18 protein-coding genes and 4 tRNA genes are annotated in these 18719 nt (G+C 67.0%); 16 read left to right on the plus strand and 6 right to left on the minus strand.

Annotated elements, in window-relative coordinates; genetic code table 11:
* The first annotated feature begins 20 nt into the window (after positions 1-20).
* Positions 21-1301 (plus strand): ammonium transporter, encoded by a 1281-nt coding sequence (locus VD659_RS08805; RefSeq protein ID WP_137835783.1) that lies wholly within the window; start codon positions 21-23, stop codon positions 1299-1301.
* Between the two features lie 200 nt (positions 1302-1501).
* Here the strand turns inward: VD659_RS08805 and VD659_RS08810 are convergent.
* Positions 1502-1577: transfer RNA gene (locus tag VD659_RS08810), tRNA-Val, on the minus strand.
* A 138-nt stretch (positions 1578-1715) separates the two neighbouring features.
* Here VD659_RS08810 and VD659_RS08815 point away from each other — a divergent pair.
* The 15 genes from VD659_RS08815 (at position 1716) to secF (ending at position 13242) form a co-directional block, all read left to right on the plus strand.
* Positions 1716-1787, plus strand: a tRNA-Gly gene (locus VD659_RS08815).
* 52 nt (positions 1788-1839) lie between these two features.
* Positions 1840-1913 (plus strand) — tRNA-Cys (locus tag VD659_RS08820).
* Positions 1914-1946: 33 nt separating this feature from the next.
* Positions 1947-2021 (plus strand) — tRNA-Val (locus tag VD659_RS08825).
* Positions 2022-2083: 62 nt separating this feature from the next.
* Positions 2084-2596 carry an alpha/beta fold hydrolase gene (locus VD659_RS08830; protein ID WP_423260750.1) on the plus strand — a complete coding sequence of 171 codons (513 nt, stop codon included), beginning with the start codon at positions 2084-2086 and terminating at the stop codon, positions 2594-2596.
* A gap of 106 nt (positions 2597-2702) precedes the next feature.
* Positions 2703-4646: a threonine--tRNA ligase gene (gene thrS / locus VD659_RS08835; protein WP_423261086.1), complete on the plus strand. Its 1944-nt coding sequence runs from the start codon at positions 2703-2705 to the stop codon at positions 4644-4646.
* Positions 4647-4662: 16 nt separating this feature from the next.
* A complete protein-coding gene (locus VD659_RS08840; protein WP_423260751.1) occupies positions 4663-5223 on the plus strand; it encodes an HIT family protein in 561 nt (186 codons plus the stop codon).
* A 27-nt stretch (positions 5224-5250) separates the two neighbouring features.
* Entirely contained in the window at positions 5251-6150 is a 900-nt protein-coding gene (gene pdxS / locus VD659_RS08845) for a pyridoxal 5'-phosphate synthase lyase subunit PdxS (RefSeq protein WP_137835778.1), read from the plus strand.
* Complete coding sequence (pdxT, locus tag VD659_RS08850) at positions 6140-6799, plus strand: pyridoxal 5'-phosphate synthase glutaminase subunit PdxT (RefSeq protein WP_423260752.1); 660 nt, start codon at positions 6140-6142, stop codon at positions 6797-6799. Before pdxS ends, pdxT begins: the two co-directional genes overlap by 11 nt.
* A 46-nt stretch (positions 6800-6845) precedes the next feature.
* Positions 6846-7604, plus strand: coding sequence for a YebC/PmpR family DNA-binding transcriptional regulator (locus VD659_RS08855; RefSeq protein WP_137835776.1), 759 nt, complete (start codon positions 6846-6848; stop codon positions 7602-7604).
* A 41-nt stretch (positions 7605-7645) separates the two neighbouring features.
* Positions 7646-8269 (plus strand): crossover junction endodeoxyribonuclease RuvC, encoded by a 624-nt coding sequence (ruvC, locus tag VD659_RS08860; protein ID WP_423260753.1) that lies wholly within the window; start codon positions 7646-7648, stop codon positions 8267-8269.
* Positions 8266-8889, plus strand: a complete 624-nt coding sequence (gene ruvA / locus VD659_RS08865) for a Holliday junction branch migration protein RuvA (protein ID WP_423260754.1) — start codon at positions 8266-8268, stop codon at positions 8887-8889. The genes ruvC and ruvA overlap by 4 nt, the downstream gene beginning before the upstream one ends.
* The gene (gene ruvB, locus VD659_RS08870) at positions 8886-9923 is read left to right on the plus strand and encodes a Holliday junction branch migration DNA helicase RuvB (RefSeq protein WP_423260755.1); all 1038 of its coding nucleotides are present in this window, start codon (positions 8886-8888) and stop codon (positions 9921-9923) included. The genes ruvA and ruvB overlap by 4 nt, the downstream gene beginning before the upstream one ends.
* An 80-nt stretch (positions 9924-10003) precedes the next feature.
* Positions 10004-10426 (plus strand): preprotein translocase subunit YajC, encoded by a 423-nt coding sequence (gene yajC / locus VD659_RS08875; protein ID WP_423260756.1) that lies wholly within the window; start codon positions 10004-10006, stop codon positions 10424-10426.
* Between the two features lie 69 nt (positions 10427-10495).
* Positions 10496-12226, plus strand: coding sequence for a protein translocase subunit SecD (gene secD / locus VD659_RS08880; RefSeq protein ID WP_423260757.1), 1731 nt, complete (start codon positions 10496-10498; stop codon positions 12224-12226).
* Positions 12226-13242, plus strand: a complete 1017-nt coding sequence (gene secF, locus VD659_RS08885; protein ID WP_423260758.1) for a protein translocase subunit SecF — start codon at positions 12226-12228, stop codon at positions 13240-13242. The genes secD and secF overlap by 1 nt, the downstream gene beginning before the upstream one ends.
* Positions 13243-13277: 35 nt before the next feature.
* Here secF and VD659_RS08890 read toward each other — a convergent pair whose 3' ends face one another.
* From VD659_RS08890 to VD659_RS08910, 5 genes are all read right to left on the minus strand, one after another.
* Positions 13278-14474 (minus strand): ADP-dependent glucokinase/phosphofructokinase, encoded by a 1197-nt coding sequence (locus VD659_RS08890; RefSeq protein ID WP_423260759.1) that lies wholly within the window; start codon positions 14472-14474, stop codon positions 13278-13280.
* A complete protein-coding gene (locus tag VD659_RS08895; protein WP_423260760.1) occupies positions 14474-15334 on the minus strand; it encodes a ketose-bisphosphate aldolase in 861 nt (286 codons plus the stop codon). The genes VD659_RS08890 and VD659_RS08895 overlap by 1 nt, the downstream gene beginning before the upstream one ends.
* A 52-nt stretch (positions 15335-15386) precedes the next feature.
* Positions 15387-16235, minus strand: a complete 849-nt coding sequence (locus VD659_RS08900; RefSeq protein WP_423261087.1) for a carbohydrate ABC transporter permease — start codon at positions 16233-16235, stop codon at positions 15387-15389.
* Position 16236: 1 nt separating this feature from the next.
* Complete coding sequence (locus VD659_RS08905) at positions 16237-17160, minus strand: carbohydrate ABC transporter permease (RefSeq protein WP_423260761.1); 924 nt, start codon at positions 17158-17160, stop codon at positions 16237-16239.
* A gap of 120 nt (positions 17161-17280) precedes the next feature.
* Complete coding sequence (locus VD659_RS08910) at positions 17281-18570, minus strand: ABC transporter substrate-binding protein (protein WP_423260762.1); 1290 nt, start codon at positions 18568-18570, stop codon at positions 17281-17283.
* Positions 18571-18719: the final 149 nt, after the last annotated feature.

The following is an 18719-nucleotide window of genomic DNA, read 5'->3' on the forward strand; positions in this document are numbered from 1 at the left end:
AGAGAGGTAACCATTTACGCATGGACACCACAACCGTCATAAATTCCCTATGGCTGATGGTCGCCGCCGCGCTCGTTTTGATCATGACGCCGGGTGTGGCGTTCTTCTACGGCGGCATGGTGAAGGCCAAGAGCGTCATCAGCATGATGATGATGAGCTTCGGGGCCATGGGCCTTGTCGGAGTGCTGTGGGTGCTTTACGGCTACAGCCTGTCGTTCACCTCGGGCGCCGACTGGGTCATCCCGCACGTGCTGGGCAACCCGTTCACCAACTTCCTGATGGAGCCGCTGCTGACCAGCGGTGACGGCGGAACGCCGAACCTGAACATGCTGGCCTTCGCCGGCTTCCAGGCGACCTTCGCGATCATCACTGTCGCCCTCATCTCCGGTGCGATCGCCGACCGCGCGAAGTTCGGTGCGTGGATGGTCTTCGCCGGTATCTGGGTCACCGTCGTCTACTTCCCCGTCGCGAGCTGGGTGTTCAACTTCACCCTCACCGACGGCAAGCTCACCGACGGTGGCTGGATCGTCTACCTCCTCGGCGTGAACGACTTCGCCGGTGGTACCGCGGTGCACATCAACGCCGGTGCTGCGGGTCTCGCACTCGCCCTCGTGCTCGGCCGTCGCGTCGGCTTCCAGAAGGGCATCCAGAAGCCCCACAACGTGCCGCTCACCCTCCTCGGCGCCGCACTGCTGTGGTTCGGCTGGTTCGGCTTCAACGCCGGTTCCGAAGCCGGTGTCGACGGCATCGCCGCCCTGGCCTGGATCAACACCCTCGCCGCCCCCGCGGCCGCCATCATCGGCTGGCTCGTCGTCGAGAAGATCAAGGACGGCAAGCCCACCTCGATCGGTGCCGCGTCGGGCGCCGTCGCCGGCCTCGTCGCCATCACCCCGGCCTGTAACATCCTGACGCCCGGCTGGGGCATGCTGCTGGGTCTGGTCACCGGCGCCGTCTGTGCGCTCGCGATCGAGCTGAAGTTCAAGCTCGGTTTCGACGACTCGCTCGACGTCGTGGGCATCCACCTCGTCGGTGGTCTCATCGGAACCCTCTACATCGGCATCTTCGGCACCGGAATCGGCCTCATCGACCGCATCTCGGCCGGCGACGCGACGCCGTTCTCGCAGCTCGGTGCCCAGGCGCTCGGTGCCTTCTCGGTGCTGTTCTACTCCTTCATCCTGGCGTTCGTCATCGGCTGGGTCATCCAGAAGACGATGGGCTTCCGCATCAAGAACGAAGACGAAGTGGCCGGCGTCGACACCGTCGTGCACGGCGAAGAGGGCTACGTGCTCGAGACTGTCTAGTCTCCGTCCGCCTTCGGGCGAACCGCGAGCGGGGCGTCATCCTTCGGGATGGCGCCCCGTTCTCGTCGTGCGGCCAGGGGAGGGTGATTCGGCCCCCGCTCCCTACGAGTGAGCGCTATCGCCGCCGCGGCGCTTCACACACGTGTGGGAGGCAAAGCAAAAGGCCCCCAGAACTGATCTGGGGGCCTTCCGCTGTGTCGTGGTGGGCGATACCGGACTCGAACCGATGACCTCTTCCGTGTGAAGGAAGCGCGCTACCAACTGCGCCAATCGCCCTGGACAGTTATCGATAGTACCGGATGCCGAGGGGTGCTTCGTGCACATCGGGCGGGCGACACACCCGGCCTGTGACGATTTGGCTAACGCTGAATGAATCGGATAGAGTTTCTTCCGCACGCAGAAATGCGAGCAAATGCGGATGTGGCGCAGTGGTAGCGCATAACCTTGCCAAGGTTAGGGTCGCGAGTTCGAATCTCGTCATCCGCTCGAGTGAAGTTACTCGTCATGGGAACCACCTGGTTTCCTCGTGCACGAACTGGGTGGCGTGGCCGAGAGGCGAGGCAGCGGCCTGCAAAGCCGTCCACACGGGTTCAAATCCCGTCGCCACCTCCACTCCACCGAAGGCTCTATCATCAGAAGAGCATTGGGCGATTGGCGCAGCGGTAGCGCGCTTCCCTGACACGGAAGAGGTCACTGGTTCGATCCCAGTATCGCCCACCACGCAAGAGGCCCCCGATGACGTTCGGGGGCCTTTTCTCATCCCGGGATCGTGAGGAGACACCATGACCGACGCGCCGCTTCCCTACGCCGAGGAGGGTGCCGGACCCGCCGTCGTGCTGCTGGCCGAACCGGGGGAGGGTATCGGCTATCTGGCCGGGCTCGCCCACTCGGTGGCCTCGGAGGACTTCCGGGTGGTGCGCATCGAAGCGGGGGAGCCGCACGAGGTGCTGGCCCGCCTCGACGAGATCGGCGTGGCCGACGCCTGGATCGGCGGCCACGGCGCGGGCGGTTCGCTCGCACGGATCGTCGCGCGCGATCACCACGATCGCGTCAACGGCATCATCCTCCTCGGTGTCGAAGACGCCACGGGTCTCCCGGAGCCCGAGGGCATCCCGGTGCTCGTGATCCAGGGCGCCGACGACGCGGTCACGCCGCCGGCCAACGGCGACGCGCTGAAGGCGGCCGCGCCGGGTCTCGTGAGCGTCGTGACCATCGACGGCGCCGGCCACGGCTTCCCCGCCACGCACATCGGCGAGACCGCCTGGGCCATCGAGGACTACCTCGACTGGGACTGAGCCGCCCCCGCCGTCGGTAGGATTGTCTGGTCGTCTTTCACCTAGGCAGGAGCCCTCACCCGTGGCAACAGGATTCGATCACTTCACCGACCGGGCCGTCGTGGCCATGCGGGTCAACGGCGAGCTGAAAGACCTCGCCGCCACGGTGACCGAGACGGATGCCGTGGAGCCGGTGACGATCGACAGCCCCGACGGCCTCGCCATCCTGCGCCACTCGGCCGCCCACGTGGCGGCCCAGGCCGTGCAGGCCATCAACCCCGAGGCCAAGCTCGGCATCGGCCCGCCCGTCACCGACGGCTTCTACTACGACTTCGACGTGGCCGAGCCGTTCACGCCCGAAGACCTCAAGGCCATCGAGAAGGGCATGGAGCGCATCGTGCGCGCCGGCCAGCGCTTCGTGCGCCGCGTCGTGACCGAAGACGAGGCCCGTGCCGAGCTCGCCGACGAGCCCTACAAGCTCGAGCTCATCGGCCTCAAGGGCGGCAGCAGCGCCGACGGCATCGACGAGGCCGAGAACGCCGCGAGCGAGTCGGTGGAGGTCGGCGGCGCCGAACTCACCATCTACGACAACGTCGACCCGAAGACCGGCGAGACCGTCTGGAAAGACCTCTGCCGCGGCCCGCACCTGCCGAACACCCGCATGATCGGCAACGGCTTCGCCCTCACCCGTCTCGCGGCGGCCTACTGGCGCGGCTCGGAGAAGAACAAGCAGCTGCAGCGCGTCTACGGCACCGCCTGGCCCACCAAAGACGAGTTGCGCGCCTATCAGACGCGCCTCGAGGAGGCCGCCAAGCGCGACCACCGCAAGCTCGGCTCCGAGCTCGACCTCTTCTCCTTTCCCGACGAGATCGGCTCCGGTCTCGCGGTGTTCCACCCCAAGGGCGGCATCATCCGCTCCGAGATCGAGAACTACCTGCGCGAGCAGCTCATCGCCAACGGCTACGAGCTCGTGAACACGCCGCACATCACCAAGGCACACCTGTTCGAGACCAGCGGCCACCTGCACTGGTACAAGGAGGGCATGTTCCCGGCGATGCATCTCGACCAGGAGTCGGATGCCGAGGGCAACGTCACGAAGCAGGGGCAGGACTACTACCTGAAGCCGATGAACTGCCCGATGCACAACCTGATCTTCCGGGCGCGCGGCCGCAGCTATCGCGAGCTCCCGCTGCGCCTGGCCGAATTCGGCACCGTCTACCGCTACGAGAAGAGCGGCACGCTCTCCGGCCTCACCCGCGTGCGCGGTCTCACCCAGGACGACGCGCACATCTACGTGACGCCGGGCGAGGTGCGCGAGGAGCTCACCCGCCAGATCGACTTCATGCTCGACGTGCTGCGCGGCTACGGGCTCGAGGACTTCTACCTCGAGCTCTCCACCCGCGACCCCGACAAGTCGGTGGGAACCGACGAGATGTGGGAGACCGCCACCGAGACGCTCCGCGAGGTCGCTCTCGCCTCCGGCCTCGAGCTCGTGCCCGACCCCGGGGGAGCGGCGTTCTACGGCCCGAAGATCTCGGTGCAGGCGCGCGACGCGATCGGCCGCACCTGGCAGCTCTCGACCATCCAGCTCGACTTCAACCAGCCTGAACTCTTCGAACTCGAGTACACCGCTGCCGACGGCACCCGTCAGCAGCCGGTGATGATCCACCGCGCGCTGCTCGGTTCGATCGAGCGCTTCTTCGCCATCCTGCTCGAGCACTACGCGGGCGCCTTCCCGGTGTGGCTCGCCCCGGTGCAGGTCGTGGCCATCCCGATCTCCGACGATCACGCCGACTACCTGGCCGAGGTGGTGCGAAAGCTCAAGAAGCGCGGCATCCGCGCCGAGCTCGACGACTCGGCCGACCGCATGCAGAAGAAGATCCGCACGCACACCAAAGACAAGGTGCCCGTGCTCCTCATCGCCGGCGCGGAGGACACCGCGAACAGCTCGGTGAGCTTCCGCTTCCGCGACGGCTCGCAGGAGAACGGCGTGGCCGTCGACGAGGCCGTGGAGCGGATCGTGGCCGCCGTGGCGTCGCACCAGCAGGTGACGACCGCCGGTCAGCTGTGATGGCGGGCGGACACTGATGGACGGTCCGGTCGAGGTCGAGTCCTCCGAGGACTTCGCGGCGATCCCGGATGCCTTCCAGCGGCTCTGGACGCCGCACCGCATGGTCTACATCCAGGGCGGGGAGCAGCCGCACATCGACGAGTGCCCGTTCTGCCGGGCGCCGTCGCTCTCCGACGAGCAAGGGCTCATCGTGGCGCGCGGCACGCACGCCTACGTGCTGCTGAACCTCTTCCCCTACAACTCCGGTCACCTGCTGGTGTGCCCCTACCGTCACGTGGCGACATACGATTTGGCGACGCCCGAGGAGGTCGAGGAGATTGGGACCCTGACGCAGACCGCGATGCGCGTGCTGCAGGCGGTGTCGCGCTGCGACGGCTTCAACATCGGCATGAACCAGGGCCGGGTCGCCGGCGCGGGCGTGGCGGGTCACCTGCATCAGCACATCGTGCCGCGGTGGATGTCGGACTCCAACTTCTTCCCGATCATCGCCCGCACGAAGGCGTTGCCGCAGTTGCTCGGCGAAGTGCGTGCGGAGATCCAGGCGGCGTGGCCGGTGGCCGGCGCGCCCGGGCAGTAGAATTCTTCTGGTTTCTGAGAGGACATGATGAGCGAGAGCACCACACACCAGTTCGGGTCCAGCCGCGTCAAGCGCGGTCTGGCGGAGATGCTGAAGGGCGGCGTCATCATGGACGTCGTGACGGCCGCGCAGGCGCGCATCGCCGAAGACGCCGGAGCGGTGGCCGTGATGGCCCTCGAGCGCGTGCCCGCCGACATCCGCTCCCAGGGCGGCGTGGCCCGCATGAGCGATCCCGACCTGATCGAGGCGATCATCGCCGAGGTCTCCATCCCCGTGATGGCGAAGGCCCGCATCGGCCACTTCGTCGAGGCGCAGGTGCTGCAGTCGCTCGGCGTCGACTACATCGACGAGTCCGAGGTGCTGAGCCCCGCCGACTACGTGAACCACATCGACAAGTGGGACTACACGGTTCCCTTCGTCTGCGGCGCCACCAACCTGGGCGAGGCACTCCGCCGCATCAACGAGGGCGCCGCGATGGTGCGCTCGAAGGGCGAGGCCGGCACCGGCGACGTCTCGGAGGCCACCAAGCACATCCGCAAGATCAAGTCGGAGATCGCGGCGCTGTCGTCGATGTCGAAGGACGAGCTGTACGTGGCGGCCAAGGAACTGCAGGCCCCCTACGACCTCGTGGTCGAGGTGGCCGAGACCGGCAAGCTCCCCGTGGTGCTGTTCACCGCGGGTGGCGTGGCCACTCCGGCCGACGCGGCCATGATGATGCAGCTCGGCGCCGACGGCGTGTTCGTGGGCTCGGGCATCTTCAAGTCGGGCAACCCCGAGAAGCGCGCGGCGGCCGTGGTGAAGGCCACGACGTTCTACGACGACCCGAGCGTCATCGCCGAGGTCTCGCGCGGTCTCGGCGAGGCGATGGTCGGCATCAACGTGGCCGACGTCCCCGCGCCGCACCGGCTCGCCGAGCGTGGCTGGTAACCCGCAGGGTCACCAAGAGGGCGCGGCGGGCGCCGCGCGACCCGTCGGAGTCCTGGCTCTCCAGGGCGACTTCCGCGAGCACGTCTCCGTGCTGCGCGGGCTGGGAGCCGAGGTGGTGACCGTGCGCCGCCCGGAAGAAGCCGCTGCGATCTCGGGCCTCGTGATCCCCGGCGGGGAGTCGAGCGTGATGGACAAGCTCTCGCGCGCCTTCGGTGTGGCCGAGGCGCTCAAGCGCCGCATCGCCGAGGGGATGCCGGTGTACGGCACCTGCGCCGGCCTCATCATGCTCGCCGACCGTATCGTGGACGGCATCCGGGGCCAGGAGAGCCTGGGCGGTCTCGATGTGGCCGTGCGCCGCAACGCCTTCGGCGGTCAGACCGAGTCGTTCGAGGCCGAGCTCTCGGTTCCGGTGCTCGGCGATCCGCCGATGCACGCGATCTTCATCCGCGCCCCGGTGGTGGCCGAGCTCGGCCCCGGGGCCACCGCGCTGGCGACCCTCGATGACGGAACGGTGGTGGCGGTCGAGCAGGGCAACCTCCTCGGCACGTCGTTCCACCCGGAGATGACGGCCGACTACCGCTTCCACCAGTACTTCCTTCAGAAAGTGGCTGGCTTCGACAACGGCACCGCGCGCTCATCCCGCCCCTGAGGACGCTCTCGCGTAGACTTGTGCCCGATTCCTGAAGGAGATTTTCGTGTCCGGACATTCCAAGTGGGCGACGACCAAGCACAAGAAGGCGATCATCGACTCGCGCCGTGCCAAGTCGTTCGCCAAGCTGATCAAGAACATCGAGGTCGCCGCCAAGATGGGCGGTGCCGACATGGCCGGCAACCCCACGCTGGTGGACGCGGTGCAGAAGGCCAAGAAAACCTCTGTTCCGAACGACAACATCGACCGCGCGATCAAGCGCGGCGCCGGCCTCACCGGTGAGTCGATCGACTACCACACCATCATGTACGAGGCCTACGGCCCGAACGGCATCGCCTTGCTGGTGGAGTGCCTGACCGACAACAAGAACCGTGCGGCGGCCGACGTGCGCACCGCGATGACCCGCAACGGCGGCACCATGGCCGACCCGGGCAGCGTCGCCTACAACTTCGCCCGCAAGGGCGTGATCACCGTCGCGCACGCTGACGGCCTCACCGAAGACGACGTGCTGGCCGCCGTGCTGGATGCCGGAGCCGAGGAGGTCACCGATCGCGGCGAGTCGTTCGAGGTGCTCACCGAGCCCTCCGCGATGGTCGACGCCCGCACCGCGCTTCAGGAGGCCGGCATCGACTACGACTCCGCCGATGTGGAGTTCGTGGCGAGCCTGCAGGTCGAGGCCGACGCCGAGACCGCGCGCAAGGTGTTCCGCCTGATCGACGCGCTGGAAGACTCCGACGACGTGCAGAACGTGTACACGAACCTCGACATCACGCCCGAGGTCCAGGCCGAGCTCGAAGAAGACTGATCGAGCGGGCGGAGTCCGGCCGGGAGAGGAACGGAGAACGGATGCGCGTACTCGGCATCGACCCCGGACTCACCCGCTGCGGCATCGGCATCGTCGACGTGTCGAGCACCCGCGTTCCGGTGCTCGTGCACGTCTCGGTCATCACGACGAGCCCGGAGCTGCCCCTCGAGGAGCGTCTCCTCCTGGTCTCCCGCGGCATCGAGGCCGTGCTCGACGAGCACCGGCCCGACAGCGTGGCCGTGGAGCGGGTGTTCGCGCAGCACAACGTGCGCACCGTGATGGGAACCGCTCAGGTGAGCGGCATCGCGCTGCTCGCTGCGGCGAGCCGGTCGCTCACCGTGGGGCTGCACACGCCGAGCGAGGTGAAGGCCGCCATCACCGGCTACGGCCAGGCCGACAAGAAGCAGGTGGGAACGATGGTGGCCAAGGTGCTGCGGCTGGAGAGCATCCCGAAGCCCGCCGACGCGGCCGACGCCCTCGCCCTGGCCATCTGCCACGCCTGGCGAATCCCCTTGGGCGCACCGGTGACCGGGGCGACGAGCGGATCGACGCTGCCCCGCGCATCCGCGGCCCCCACCGCGGGGCTCACCGCGGCGCAACGGGCGTGGCGCGCCGCCGAGCAAGGCACGGCCGGGCGCACCGCCCGGCATAAGCTGGCCCGATGATCTCTGCGTTGCGCGGCACCGTCCTCTCCGTAGCCGGAGGCACCGCCGTGATCGACGTCGGCGGGGTCGGCTTCGCCGTGAACGTGACCACCGGGCACGCGTTCCTGTTGCGCACCGGCAGTGAGGCGACGCTGCTGACCAGCCTGATCGTGCGCGAGGACAGCCTCTCCCTGTTCGGCTTCCCCGACCAGGAGTCTCTCGACATCTTCTCGCTGCTCGTCGGCGTGACCGGGGTCGGCCCGAAGTCCGCCCTCGGCGTGCTGAGCGAGCTGTCGCCGGGAGAGGTCGCCACGGCGGTCGCCCGCGAAGACGACAGCGCCTTCCGCAAGGTCTCCGGCATCGGCCCCAAGACCGCCAAGCTCATCGTGCTCTCGCTCGCCGGCAAGATCGCCGTGCACGCGGCACCGGCCAGCACGCCGCAGAACGGCGGAGCGCGGAGCGTGCGCGCCGACGTCGAGCGCGCCCTCGTGGGGCTCGGCTGGCAGGAGCGCAACGCCACCGCTGCGGTCGACGAAGTTCTCGAGACCGCATCCCCGGCCGACGCCGACAGCGTGCCGGCCCTGCTCCGCCTCGCCCTCGCCGTGCTCGGCCCGGCCCAGAACCGGGGGGCGTCGCGATGACAGCGGCGTTCGATGGTGAAGATCTGGTGAACCCTGAGGTGGAGTCGGAGACCGAGATCGCCTTCGAGGGCGCCCTGCGGCCGCGCTCCCTCGCCGAATTCGTCGGGCAGCGCAAGGTCAGAGGGCAGCTCCAGCTGCTGCTGGATGCGGCGGCGATCGAAAGACGCACGCCCGACCACATCCTGCTGGCCGGCCCGCCCGGCCTCGGCAAGACGACTCTCGCGATGATCGTCGCGCACGAGAGCGGACGGCCTCTCCGGCTCACCTCGGGCCCCGCCATCCAGCACGCCGGCGATCTCGCGGCGGTGCTCTCCTCGCTCGTTCCCGGCGAGGTGCTCTTCGTCGACGAGATCCACCGCATGGCCCGCTCGGCGGAGGAGATGCTGTACCTGGCGATGGAGGACTTCCGCATCGACATCATGGTGGGCAAGGGCGCCGGCGCGACGTCGATCCCGCTGGATCTCGCCCCGTTCACCCTCGTCGGCGCCACCACCCGCTCCGGCCTCCTGCCCAACCCCTTGCGCGACCGCTTCGGCTTCACAGCGCACCTCGAGTTCTACGAGACGGAAGAACTCGTGCGCGTGCTCCACCGGGCTGCGCAGTTGCTCTCGGTGACCATCGACGAGGAGTCGCTGCGCGAGATCGCCTCGCGCTCCCGCGGTACACCGCGCATCGCGAACCGCCTGCTGCGGCGGGTACGCGACTACGCGCTGGTCGACGGGGGAGGCGCGACGCTCTCCGCCGTGCGGGCCGCGCTCGAGCTCTACGACGTCGACGAACTCGGTCTCGACCGCCTCGACCGGGCCGTGATGTCCATCATCCTGGAGCGCTTCGACGGCGGTCCGGTCGGCCTCAACACGCTCGCGGTCTCGGTCGGCGAGGAGGCCGACACCATCGAGGCCGTGGTCGAGCCCTTCCTCGTGCGCATCGGTCTGCTCTCGCGCACTCCGCGCGGCCGGGTGGCCACGAAAGCGGGCTGGGCGCACTTCGGCCTGAAGCGCGGTGCAGACGCGCTCTTCGGGGATGACCTATAATTCAAGCTGGTCTTCAGGACCCGTAGCTATGATGTGCCCTGGCCATCAACCCCACCCCCATTTGGAAGGCGTCTTTCTTCATGACCCTCGATCCGTTAACCATCGGCATGCTGGTCGTTCTGGCCGTGCTGGTGTTCTTCATGTTCCGCAACAGCCGCAAGCGTCAGCGCGATGCTCAGGAACTGCAGAGCAAGGTGGCCGTGGGCGCGGAGGTCATGACGAACTTCGGCGTGTACGGCACGATCCTCGCGATCGACGAAGAAGAGAACAAGGTTCTGGTCGAGACCTCTCCCGGCACCGTTCTCACCGTGCACCGCCAGACCGTCACTCGCGTCGTCACCCCCTCGCCCCTGGCCGAGATCGAGACCTCGCCCGACCACATCGACGAGAGCGAGCCGGCCTACGGTGAGCGCATCGACGACGCAGCCGACACCAGCACGGACGCCCCTGCCGCCGACACGTCCGCTGCCGACAAGACCGACAAGAAGAAGGGCGACGAGTAACACTCGTCCCCTCCAGATCTACGCTCGCCGCGAGGGCGCTCGAGCGGCACAGAAAGCTGAGTAACTTAGGTGGCACAAACTACCGCGGTCAAGAAGGCGTGGAGAACGCTCATCTGGCTGGTCGTCCTCTTCGCGGTCCTCGTCGGCACCATCGCGGGCGGTGTGATCTGGAGCACTGCGACGTGGGCGCCGAAGCTCGCGCTCGACCTGCAGGGCGGAACGCAGATCATCCTCACGCCGGTCACCGAGCAGGGGCAGACCGTCACCTCCGACCAGCTCACGCAGGCCGTGTCGATCATCCGTCAGCGTGTCGACGCGAGCGGTGTGTCGGAGGCCGAGGTGACCACCCAGGGCTCCTCGAACGTGGTCGTGTCGATTCCGGGCACTCCGGATGACGCCACGCTCAACCGCATCGAGTCCTCGGCGAAGCTCGAGTTCCGCCCGGTGCTGCTGGCGTCGGTGGCTTCCTCGGTCGCCGCGGGCAGCCCGACCCCCACGGTCGACCCGAATCTCTCGACCACGCCGACGGCCCAGCCCACGAACGCGAGCGACCTCGCCTGGGTGACCCCGGCGCTGCAGGCCGAGTACGACAACTTCGACTGCGCCTCGACCCAGGCCGACAACGCCGGCCTCGCGCCCGCCGCCGAGCCGCTCGTCACCTGCGACTCCAACGGGGTGAAGTACCTCCTCGGCCCGGTGGAGATCGAAGGCGCGAACATCTCGGATGCGACCGCCGGCGTGGCCACCACCCAGAACGGCTCCTCGACGGGCCAGTGGGTGGTCGACCTCACCTTCGACAGCACCGGAACCCAGCAGTTCTCGGATGTCACCACCCGCCTCTACGGGCTCACCGGCGTGCAGAACCAGTTCGCCGTGGTGCTCGACGGCAAGGTCATCACCGCCCCCTCGACGAACAGCGTCATCACCGACGGACGCGCGCAGATCTCCGGGTCGTTCACGCAGACCTCGGCGCAGTCGCTCGCCGACCAGCTGAAGTTCGGCGCCCTTCCGATCGCCTTCACGGTGCAGTCGAAGGACGCCATCTCGGCGACCCTCGGATCGACTCAGTTGCTCTCCGGCCTCATCGCCGGCGCGATCGGTCTGCTGCTGGTCATCATCTACTCGCTGATCCAGTACCGCCTGCTCGGCCTCGTCACGATCGCCTCGCTCGTGATCGCCGCCGCGCTGACCTACCTGCTGGTCACCCTGATGTCGTGGCGCATCGACTTCCGGCTCTCGCTCGCGGGCGTCGCGGGTCTGATCGTGGCCATCGGTATCACCGCGGACTCCTTCATCGTGTACTTCGAGCGAATACGCGACGAGTTGCGCGAGGGGAAGGCTCTGACCTCCTCCGTGCAGTCGGGCTGGAAGCGTGCCCTGCGCACGATCACCGCCTCCGACACGGTCAACTTCCTCGCGGCTGCGGTGCTCTACGTGCTGGCCGTCGGAAACGTTCGCGGCTTCGCGTTCACGCTCGGCCTGACGACCATCGTCGACATCCTCGTCGTGATCCTGTTCACGCATCCGCTGATGACGCTGCTCGCTGAGCTGCCGTTCTTCCGCGACGGGCACAAGCTCAGCGGCCTCGACCCGCGTGCGCTCGGAGCGGTCTACCGCGGGCGCGCTCAGTTCCGGGCACCGTCCGAGACCGTCTCCGCGGCCAAGAAGGGCTCGTCGAGCCGTGAGGTGCAGAAGCGCCAGACCATCGCCGAGCGCAAGGCGGCGGAGCTCGCCGGGACCTCGGCGAAGGCCGGAACCACCGACTCGAAACCCAGCACCGACGAGGGGAAGAACTCCTGATGGCCAGCTTCTCCCAGTTCGGAAACGACCTCTACTCCGGCAAGCGATCGATCGACTTCATCGGCCGTCGTCGCCTGTGGTACATCATCTCGGCGGTCCTCGTGCTCATCGCGCTCGTGGGGCCCTGGCTCCGCGGCGGCTACGAGTTCGGCATCGAGTTCCGCGGCGGCTCGGAGTTCACCGTGTCGCAGGTCTCGAACCTCGACCAGACCCTGGCGACGAACACCGTCAACCAGGCCCAGCCCGGTGTGAACCCGCGCGTCAGCACCCTCGGCACGGATGCCATCCGCGTGCAGACCGACGAGCTCGACCCGGCACAGAGCACGGCCGTGCAGAATGCACTGGCCACGGCCTACGACGTGACCCCGAACGACGTCACGGTGTCGTTCATCGGCGCCACCTGGGGCGCGGACATCACCACCCAGGCCATTCGCGGTCTCGTGATCTTCCTCGTGCTCGTGGCGATCTTCATGGCGATCTACTTCCGCACCTGGAAGATGGCGGCGGCGGCCCTGATCGCCCTGCTGCACGACCTCGTGATCACGGCGGGCGTCTACGGCCTCACCGGTCTGGAGATCACTCCGGCGGCCGTCATCGGGTTCCTAACCATCCTCGGCTACTCGCTCTACGACACGGTGGTGGTCTTCGACAAGATCCGTGAGAACACGGCGAGCATGGGGGAGCGGGGCACGCAGACCTTCGGGGAGATGGTGAACCTTGCGGTGAACCAGACGCTCGTACGATCGATCAACACCTCGATCGTGGCCGCGCTGCCGGTGGCGTCGATCCTCATCATCGGTTCGTTCGTGCTGGGCGCGGCCACGCTGCGCGACATCTCGCTCGCGCTGCTGATCGGAATCATCGTCGGCACCTACTCGACGATCTTCATCGCCTCGCCGCTCTACGTGCAGTTCCGTTCGAACGAGGCGAAGATCAAGAAGAACGACGCCCGGGTTCTGGCCGACCGCCAGCGCTCCACCGCCGCGGCGCCGTCGTCTCCGTCGGTCTCGGCCTAGAGCCGGCTCTCCCGGCCTAGGCCGGGTCTGCCGGCCTAGAGCCGGGTCTCGCGGCTGAGGGCTTCGATGAGGCCGCCGGCGAAGGAGTCCCCCAGCCCGATGGTGGTCGGGGTGTCGGTGCGGAGTTCGAACGCCGGCACCACGAGCAGCTCATCGCCGGCGTCAGCGTGCAGCGCGTCGGCCAGCGTGACCGCGTCCTTCTGCCGGGGGAGCAGGCCGGTCGCGCGATAGTCGGCGTCGCTCCAGTCGTCTCCGTGCAGGTACCGTGTGCTCGCCATGGTGATGCCGCCCTGCACCGCGGCCGCCCAGCGGCCGGCATCCGGGGCCTGCACCGCCGACCAGTGCCGGGTGTGCACGACGAGCGCCGGGCCGGGGAAGGCCCGCCTCACGTCGACGAGCGCCCAGCGCACGTCTTCCGCGTCGAGCAGATCGACGGTGCGGCCGAGGTAGTGCTGCAGCTCGTCTTCGTTCATGCTCCAGAGGTCCACCGCGCCGAGCAGTCGCCGGCGTACCGGCTCGGTGTATTCGGGAAGGTGATATCCGGCGTCCTCGTAGACGACGAGGCCGGTCTCGGGAATCGTTCCGATCGCCTCGACGACGCTGTCGAGACGGGCTTCGAGCACGGCTTCGCTCTGGATGGTGTTGAACCCGGAGACGAGGAACAGCGCCGCCGTGGCGACGGCAGACGGAAGCTCGGGGCTGATCACGAGTGATCGGTTGGGCGGATCGTTGGTGTAGATGATCCGATTCGGATGCCGCGCGCGGTACAGCTGGTCGCCGACGCGCAGCGAGGCGCCGGCCGGGTACTGCACGATGAGATGAGGGTCGGTGCTGTCGTGGGCGGCACTGCAGATCACCGAGACCGAGGCGGGCAGCAGCCGGCGCACGTGATCGTCGATCGAGACCAGATGCACGGTGCTCGGCACGCCCAAGCGGTCGAGGGCGATCGCCGCGCGCACGCAGGTTCCGCCCAGGGTGATGCGACGCTCGAAGCGGGCCGCGAACTGCTCCACGATGTCGGAGGAGGCCACGAACCGCTCTCCGCCCACACCGTCGGCGATGAAGGCGGCGAGCGTGCGGAGAAGATCGCGCTCGGACTCGATCGGCAGCTGCCGCGAGAGCTCGGAGGGCTGGATGCCGTACCAGCGGATGAGCTCATCGAGACGGCTCTCGTCCCAGTCGATCTCGTAGTCGACGGTGCCGCCGAGTCCGAGCACGATCTCTGTGTCCATCAGTACAGTGTGGCCTTTCCGGCGGCGTCGAAGAGGCGGATCTTGTGCTTCGCCGTCTCCTTCATGGCCACCAGTGAGGGAGGCTGGATGGTGTTGGGCTCGCGCACTCCGGCGTCGGCCAGCACCTCGCGCATCTTCGAGTGGTAGGCGTGCTTGATGTCGCTCGAGATGTTGATCTTGTTGATGCCGAGCTTCACTGCCTCGGCGATCTCGTCGTCGGGGTTGCCGGAACCGCCGTGCAGCACGAGCGGGATGCCCGTGGCCGCCTTGATCTCCTTAAGCAGGTCGAGCTTCAGCGCGGGCTTCAACCACGAGGGGTAGATGCCGTGCGAGGTGCCGATGGCCACGGCGAGGCTGTCGACGCCGGTCTCCTGGATGAAGCGCACGGCGTCGGCGGGGTCGGTGTAGATGATCTCCACCGCGCCGTCCTCGGCCTCCTCGTCCATCTTGCCGATGGTGCCGAGCTCGCCCTCGACGGAGAGTCCCACCTTGTGCGCCGTCTCCGCCACGCGCTTGGTGAGCGCCGCGTTCTCCTCGAAGGAGAGCATCGAGCCGTCGATCATCAGGGACTTGAAACCGGCCTGGATGGCGGTGAGTGCCTGCTCGTAGTTCGCCCCGTGGTCGAGGTGGATGGTCACGGGCACCGAGGCGCGGTGCGACCGGGCGATGATCGCGGGGAGCAGGTCGGCCGTGATGTGACTGAGCTCATCGGGATGGATCGCGACGATCAGCGGGGACTGCTCCTCCTCGCTGATCTCGACGATTCCGTTGAACATCGCCCAATCGCTGATGTTGAAGGCCGGCACCGCGAAGTAGTTCTCGTGGGCGACGGCGAGCAGATCTTTTCCTGTGATCAGCACTGGTGTTTCTCCTTGTTCTGTGTGGTTGGCAGGGGGGAATGGAAAACCGGGGTCAGCTCTTCACGGAGCCGGAGGCGAGACCGCCCATGAAATAGCGCTGGAAGAAGAGGAAGAGGATCAGAACCGGGATCGAACCCAGGATGCTCATCGCCATGATCTCGTTCCACTGGTACGAGTGCTGGCCCATCAGCAGCTGGATGCCGATCGGCACCGTGCGCATGTCCTCGGTCTTGGTGAGGGTGAGCGCGAAGAGGTACTCGTTCCAGGCGATCATGAAGGTGTAGATGCCCACCGAGACGATGCCGGGCACGGCGATCGGGACGAGCACCTTCCAGAGGGCCGTCATGGAGCCGGCCCCGTCCATCCGCACCGCTTCATCGAGTTCGCGCGGGAGGGTGTTGAAGTAGCCGGTCATCATGATGATGGCGTAGGGCAGGGTGAACACCATGTAGGTCAGGATCAGGCCGGGGTAGGTGTTGTAGAGACCGAGCACGACCACGAGCCCGAAGTACGGGATGAGCAGCGTGATCGGAGGCACGGCCTGCACGCTCACGATCACCACGTTGATGATGCGTTTGCCCCGGAACTGGAAGCGGCTGAAGGCGTAGGCCGCCAGGATGGCCACCACGAGGGTGAGCAGGGTCACGGCGATGGCCACGACGTAGCTGTTGACGAAGAAGCGCACCTTGGTCGGATCGGTGAGGATCGAGATGTAGGCGCTGAAGGAGAAGTCCTCGGTCAGCAGGCGCGGGGGGAACTCGAAGATCTCGCCGTTGGACTTGAAGGAGCTCGAGAGCATCCAGAGGATCGGGAAACCCGCGAAGAGGGCGCCGGCGATCAGGGCCAGGATGACGCCGGCCTTCATGAGGAGGCGGTTGCGGCCGCGCTTGGTCATCGTCATGTCAGTCACGTGCTCTCTGGTGGCGCACGTAGAAGATGGCGAGGACCATCGACAGTGCGAGAACGAGGACGGCGCTGGTCGAGGCGAGGGCGAACTCGTAGCGACTGAACGCCAGCTTGTAGGTGTAGGTGCTCAGCATCTCGGTGACGTTGATCGGGCCACCGCCCGTCGTCATCCAGATCAGGGCGAACTGCTGGGACGTCCAGATCAGGTCGAGCAGCAGCATGCTGATGATGATCGGCCGCAGTTGCGGGATGGTGACGCTGAAGAATTTCTGGATGCCGTTGGCGCCGTCGACGGTGGCCGCCTCGTAGAGATCCTGAGGGATGCCCTGCAGTCCGGCGAGCAGGCTGATCATGAAGAACGGGTAGCCCGCCCAGATGTTGATGAAGGTGACCGATCCGAGGGCGAGGCTCGGGTTCGACAGCCACTCGATCTGCCCGCCGGCGATTCCGGAGGAGTCGAGCAGGTAGTTGATCACGCCGTTCGGGCTGAGCAGCAGCCGCCAGAGCACCGCGATCACCGCGGCGGTGAACAGCCACGGAAGGATGTACACGGTGCGGAACAGCGCTTTGGTGAACCGGCCGAGCAGGGGGGTGTTCAGCAGCATGGCGAACGCGAGCCCGAGCACGAGGTGCGCCGCGACGCTGCCGACGGTGAACACGGTCGTGTTGATCACCGCCGTGTGGAACACGGGGTCGCCGAGCACTTCGAGATAGTTCTGCAACCCCACCAGCTGGGGGTGCTTGTTGGTGATCACGTTGTTGGTGAACGAGTAGCCGATCACCATGACGATGGGGACGATCATCAGCACCGTGAGGAGTACGGCGGTGGGCAGGATGAAGGCGTACGGTTCGCTGCCTCTGCGGGCTCTCGCGAGCCGGCCGGCGCCTGGCCGGGTTCTGTCGACTGACGTCGGTGTCATGCCGGGTTCCTTCAGATGGGGGCCGCGTCGCGGGAGTACGACGATGCGCGTCACCGCGACGCGGCCGATCGGGGATGCTCGAACGAGGACGCTCGGAGCGGGAGCCTCAGAGTCGCGAGGCTAGAACTGCGACTCCCACTGGCTCTGAGCGTTCTTGAGGGTGTCGTCGACCGACTGGTCGCCGTTCAAGAGGCTCTGGAACTGCGTGTCGAAGGTGCGCATCAGCTCCTCGGCCACCGGCAGCCCGGTGAACTCGTTGGCCGGGTAGCCCTTCTTGTAGATGTCGAACGCCGTCTGGAACAGCGGGTCGCTGCCCGAGAAGTCGGGAACCGACTTCGTGTTGCCGGGGAAGGCGTTCGCCTTGGTCGACAGATCGGCATTGACCTTCTCGCTCATCAGGTACGACACGAGTTTGAAGGCCTCGGCGGGGTGTGCCGAGCTTCCCGAGACGCCCAGACCCCACGAGGCGTAGGGGATGCCGCGTTCGCCGGTGAAGCCGTCGGCCGCCGGGATGGCCGAGATGCTGAACTTCAGGTTGGGGTCGTTCTTGCGCAAGAGGTTGATGTGGGCGAGCGAGTCGATCATCATGCCGACCCGACCGTTGCCGAACTCCTCGACCTTGTCCTGCTCCTTCATCGTGAACGAGCCGGGCGCGATCGATCCGTCGTTCCACATGCCCTGCACGAATTCGACCGCGCTCTTGACGTCGGAGTTGGTGAGGTCGGGCTTACCGTCCTTGAGCATGGAACCGCCCGAGGCCCACACCCACGACATGACGTCGTTCTGGATGCCGTTGGGCGCCTCTTGCGAGAGTGGGAGGATCCAGCCGCTGGTGTTGTCGCCGAGGGCGGTGACGGCCTTGGCCGCGTTGGAGAACTCGGTGCGGGTCGAGGGCGGGGCGGTGACGCCCGCCTTCGCGAGGAGGTCGTCGTTCGTGAACAGCGGATAGACGAAGTTGACGGCCGGGATCATGTAGGTCGAGCCGTCGACCTTGATCTGGCTCGCCAGTTGGCTCTCGTCGTAGCCGGCATCGGACATCAGCTGCGTCAGGTCGGCGAGCGCGCCCTGCTTGGCGAAATCGCTCACCCAGGCACCGTCGAGGCCGACGACGTCGGACATGGTTCCGGCGGCGGCGCCGGCGAAGAGCTGTTCCTTCGTCGACGCGTACGGGCCGCTCAGCAGGTTCACCTTGATGCCGGGGTTGGCGGCCTCGAAGTCGTCCATGATGCCGCGCAGTGCACCGGCGGGAAGCTCCGGCTCCCACCACTGCGCGAACTCGAGGGTGACGGGGCCATCGGAGGAAGCCGATGATCCGGAGGCGGAACAGCCGGCCGTGGCAGCCACCGTGGTGGCTACCGCGAGAACACCGAGAAGGCGGAGTGCGCCTCGTGTACGAGCGTCTTTGCTCATGATTCTCCATTCAGGACGTCGGCGCGGTAATTTGCGCCTTGATGCAGTGTTTGAATGCTAGACCGCGCATAAAACGGCGTCAAGCTGCAACTTCACGGAATTTGTTCCGCGAGCTTGCCCACTATTTCCCGGTTTCGTGCTATTTGTTG

The organism is Herbiconiux sp. 11R-BC, assembly GCF_049472555.1.
Classification (GTDB): domain Bacteria; phylum Actinomycetota; class Actinomycetes; order Actinomycetales; family Microbacteriaceae; genus Herbiconiux.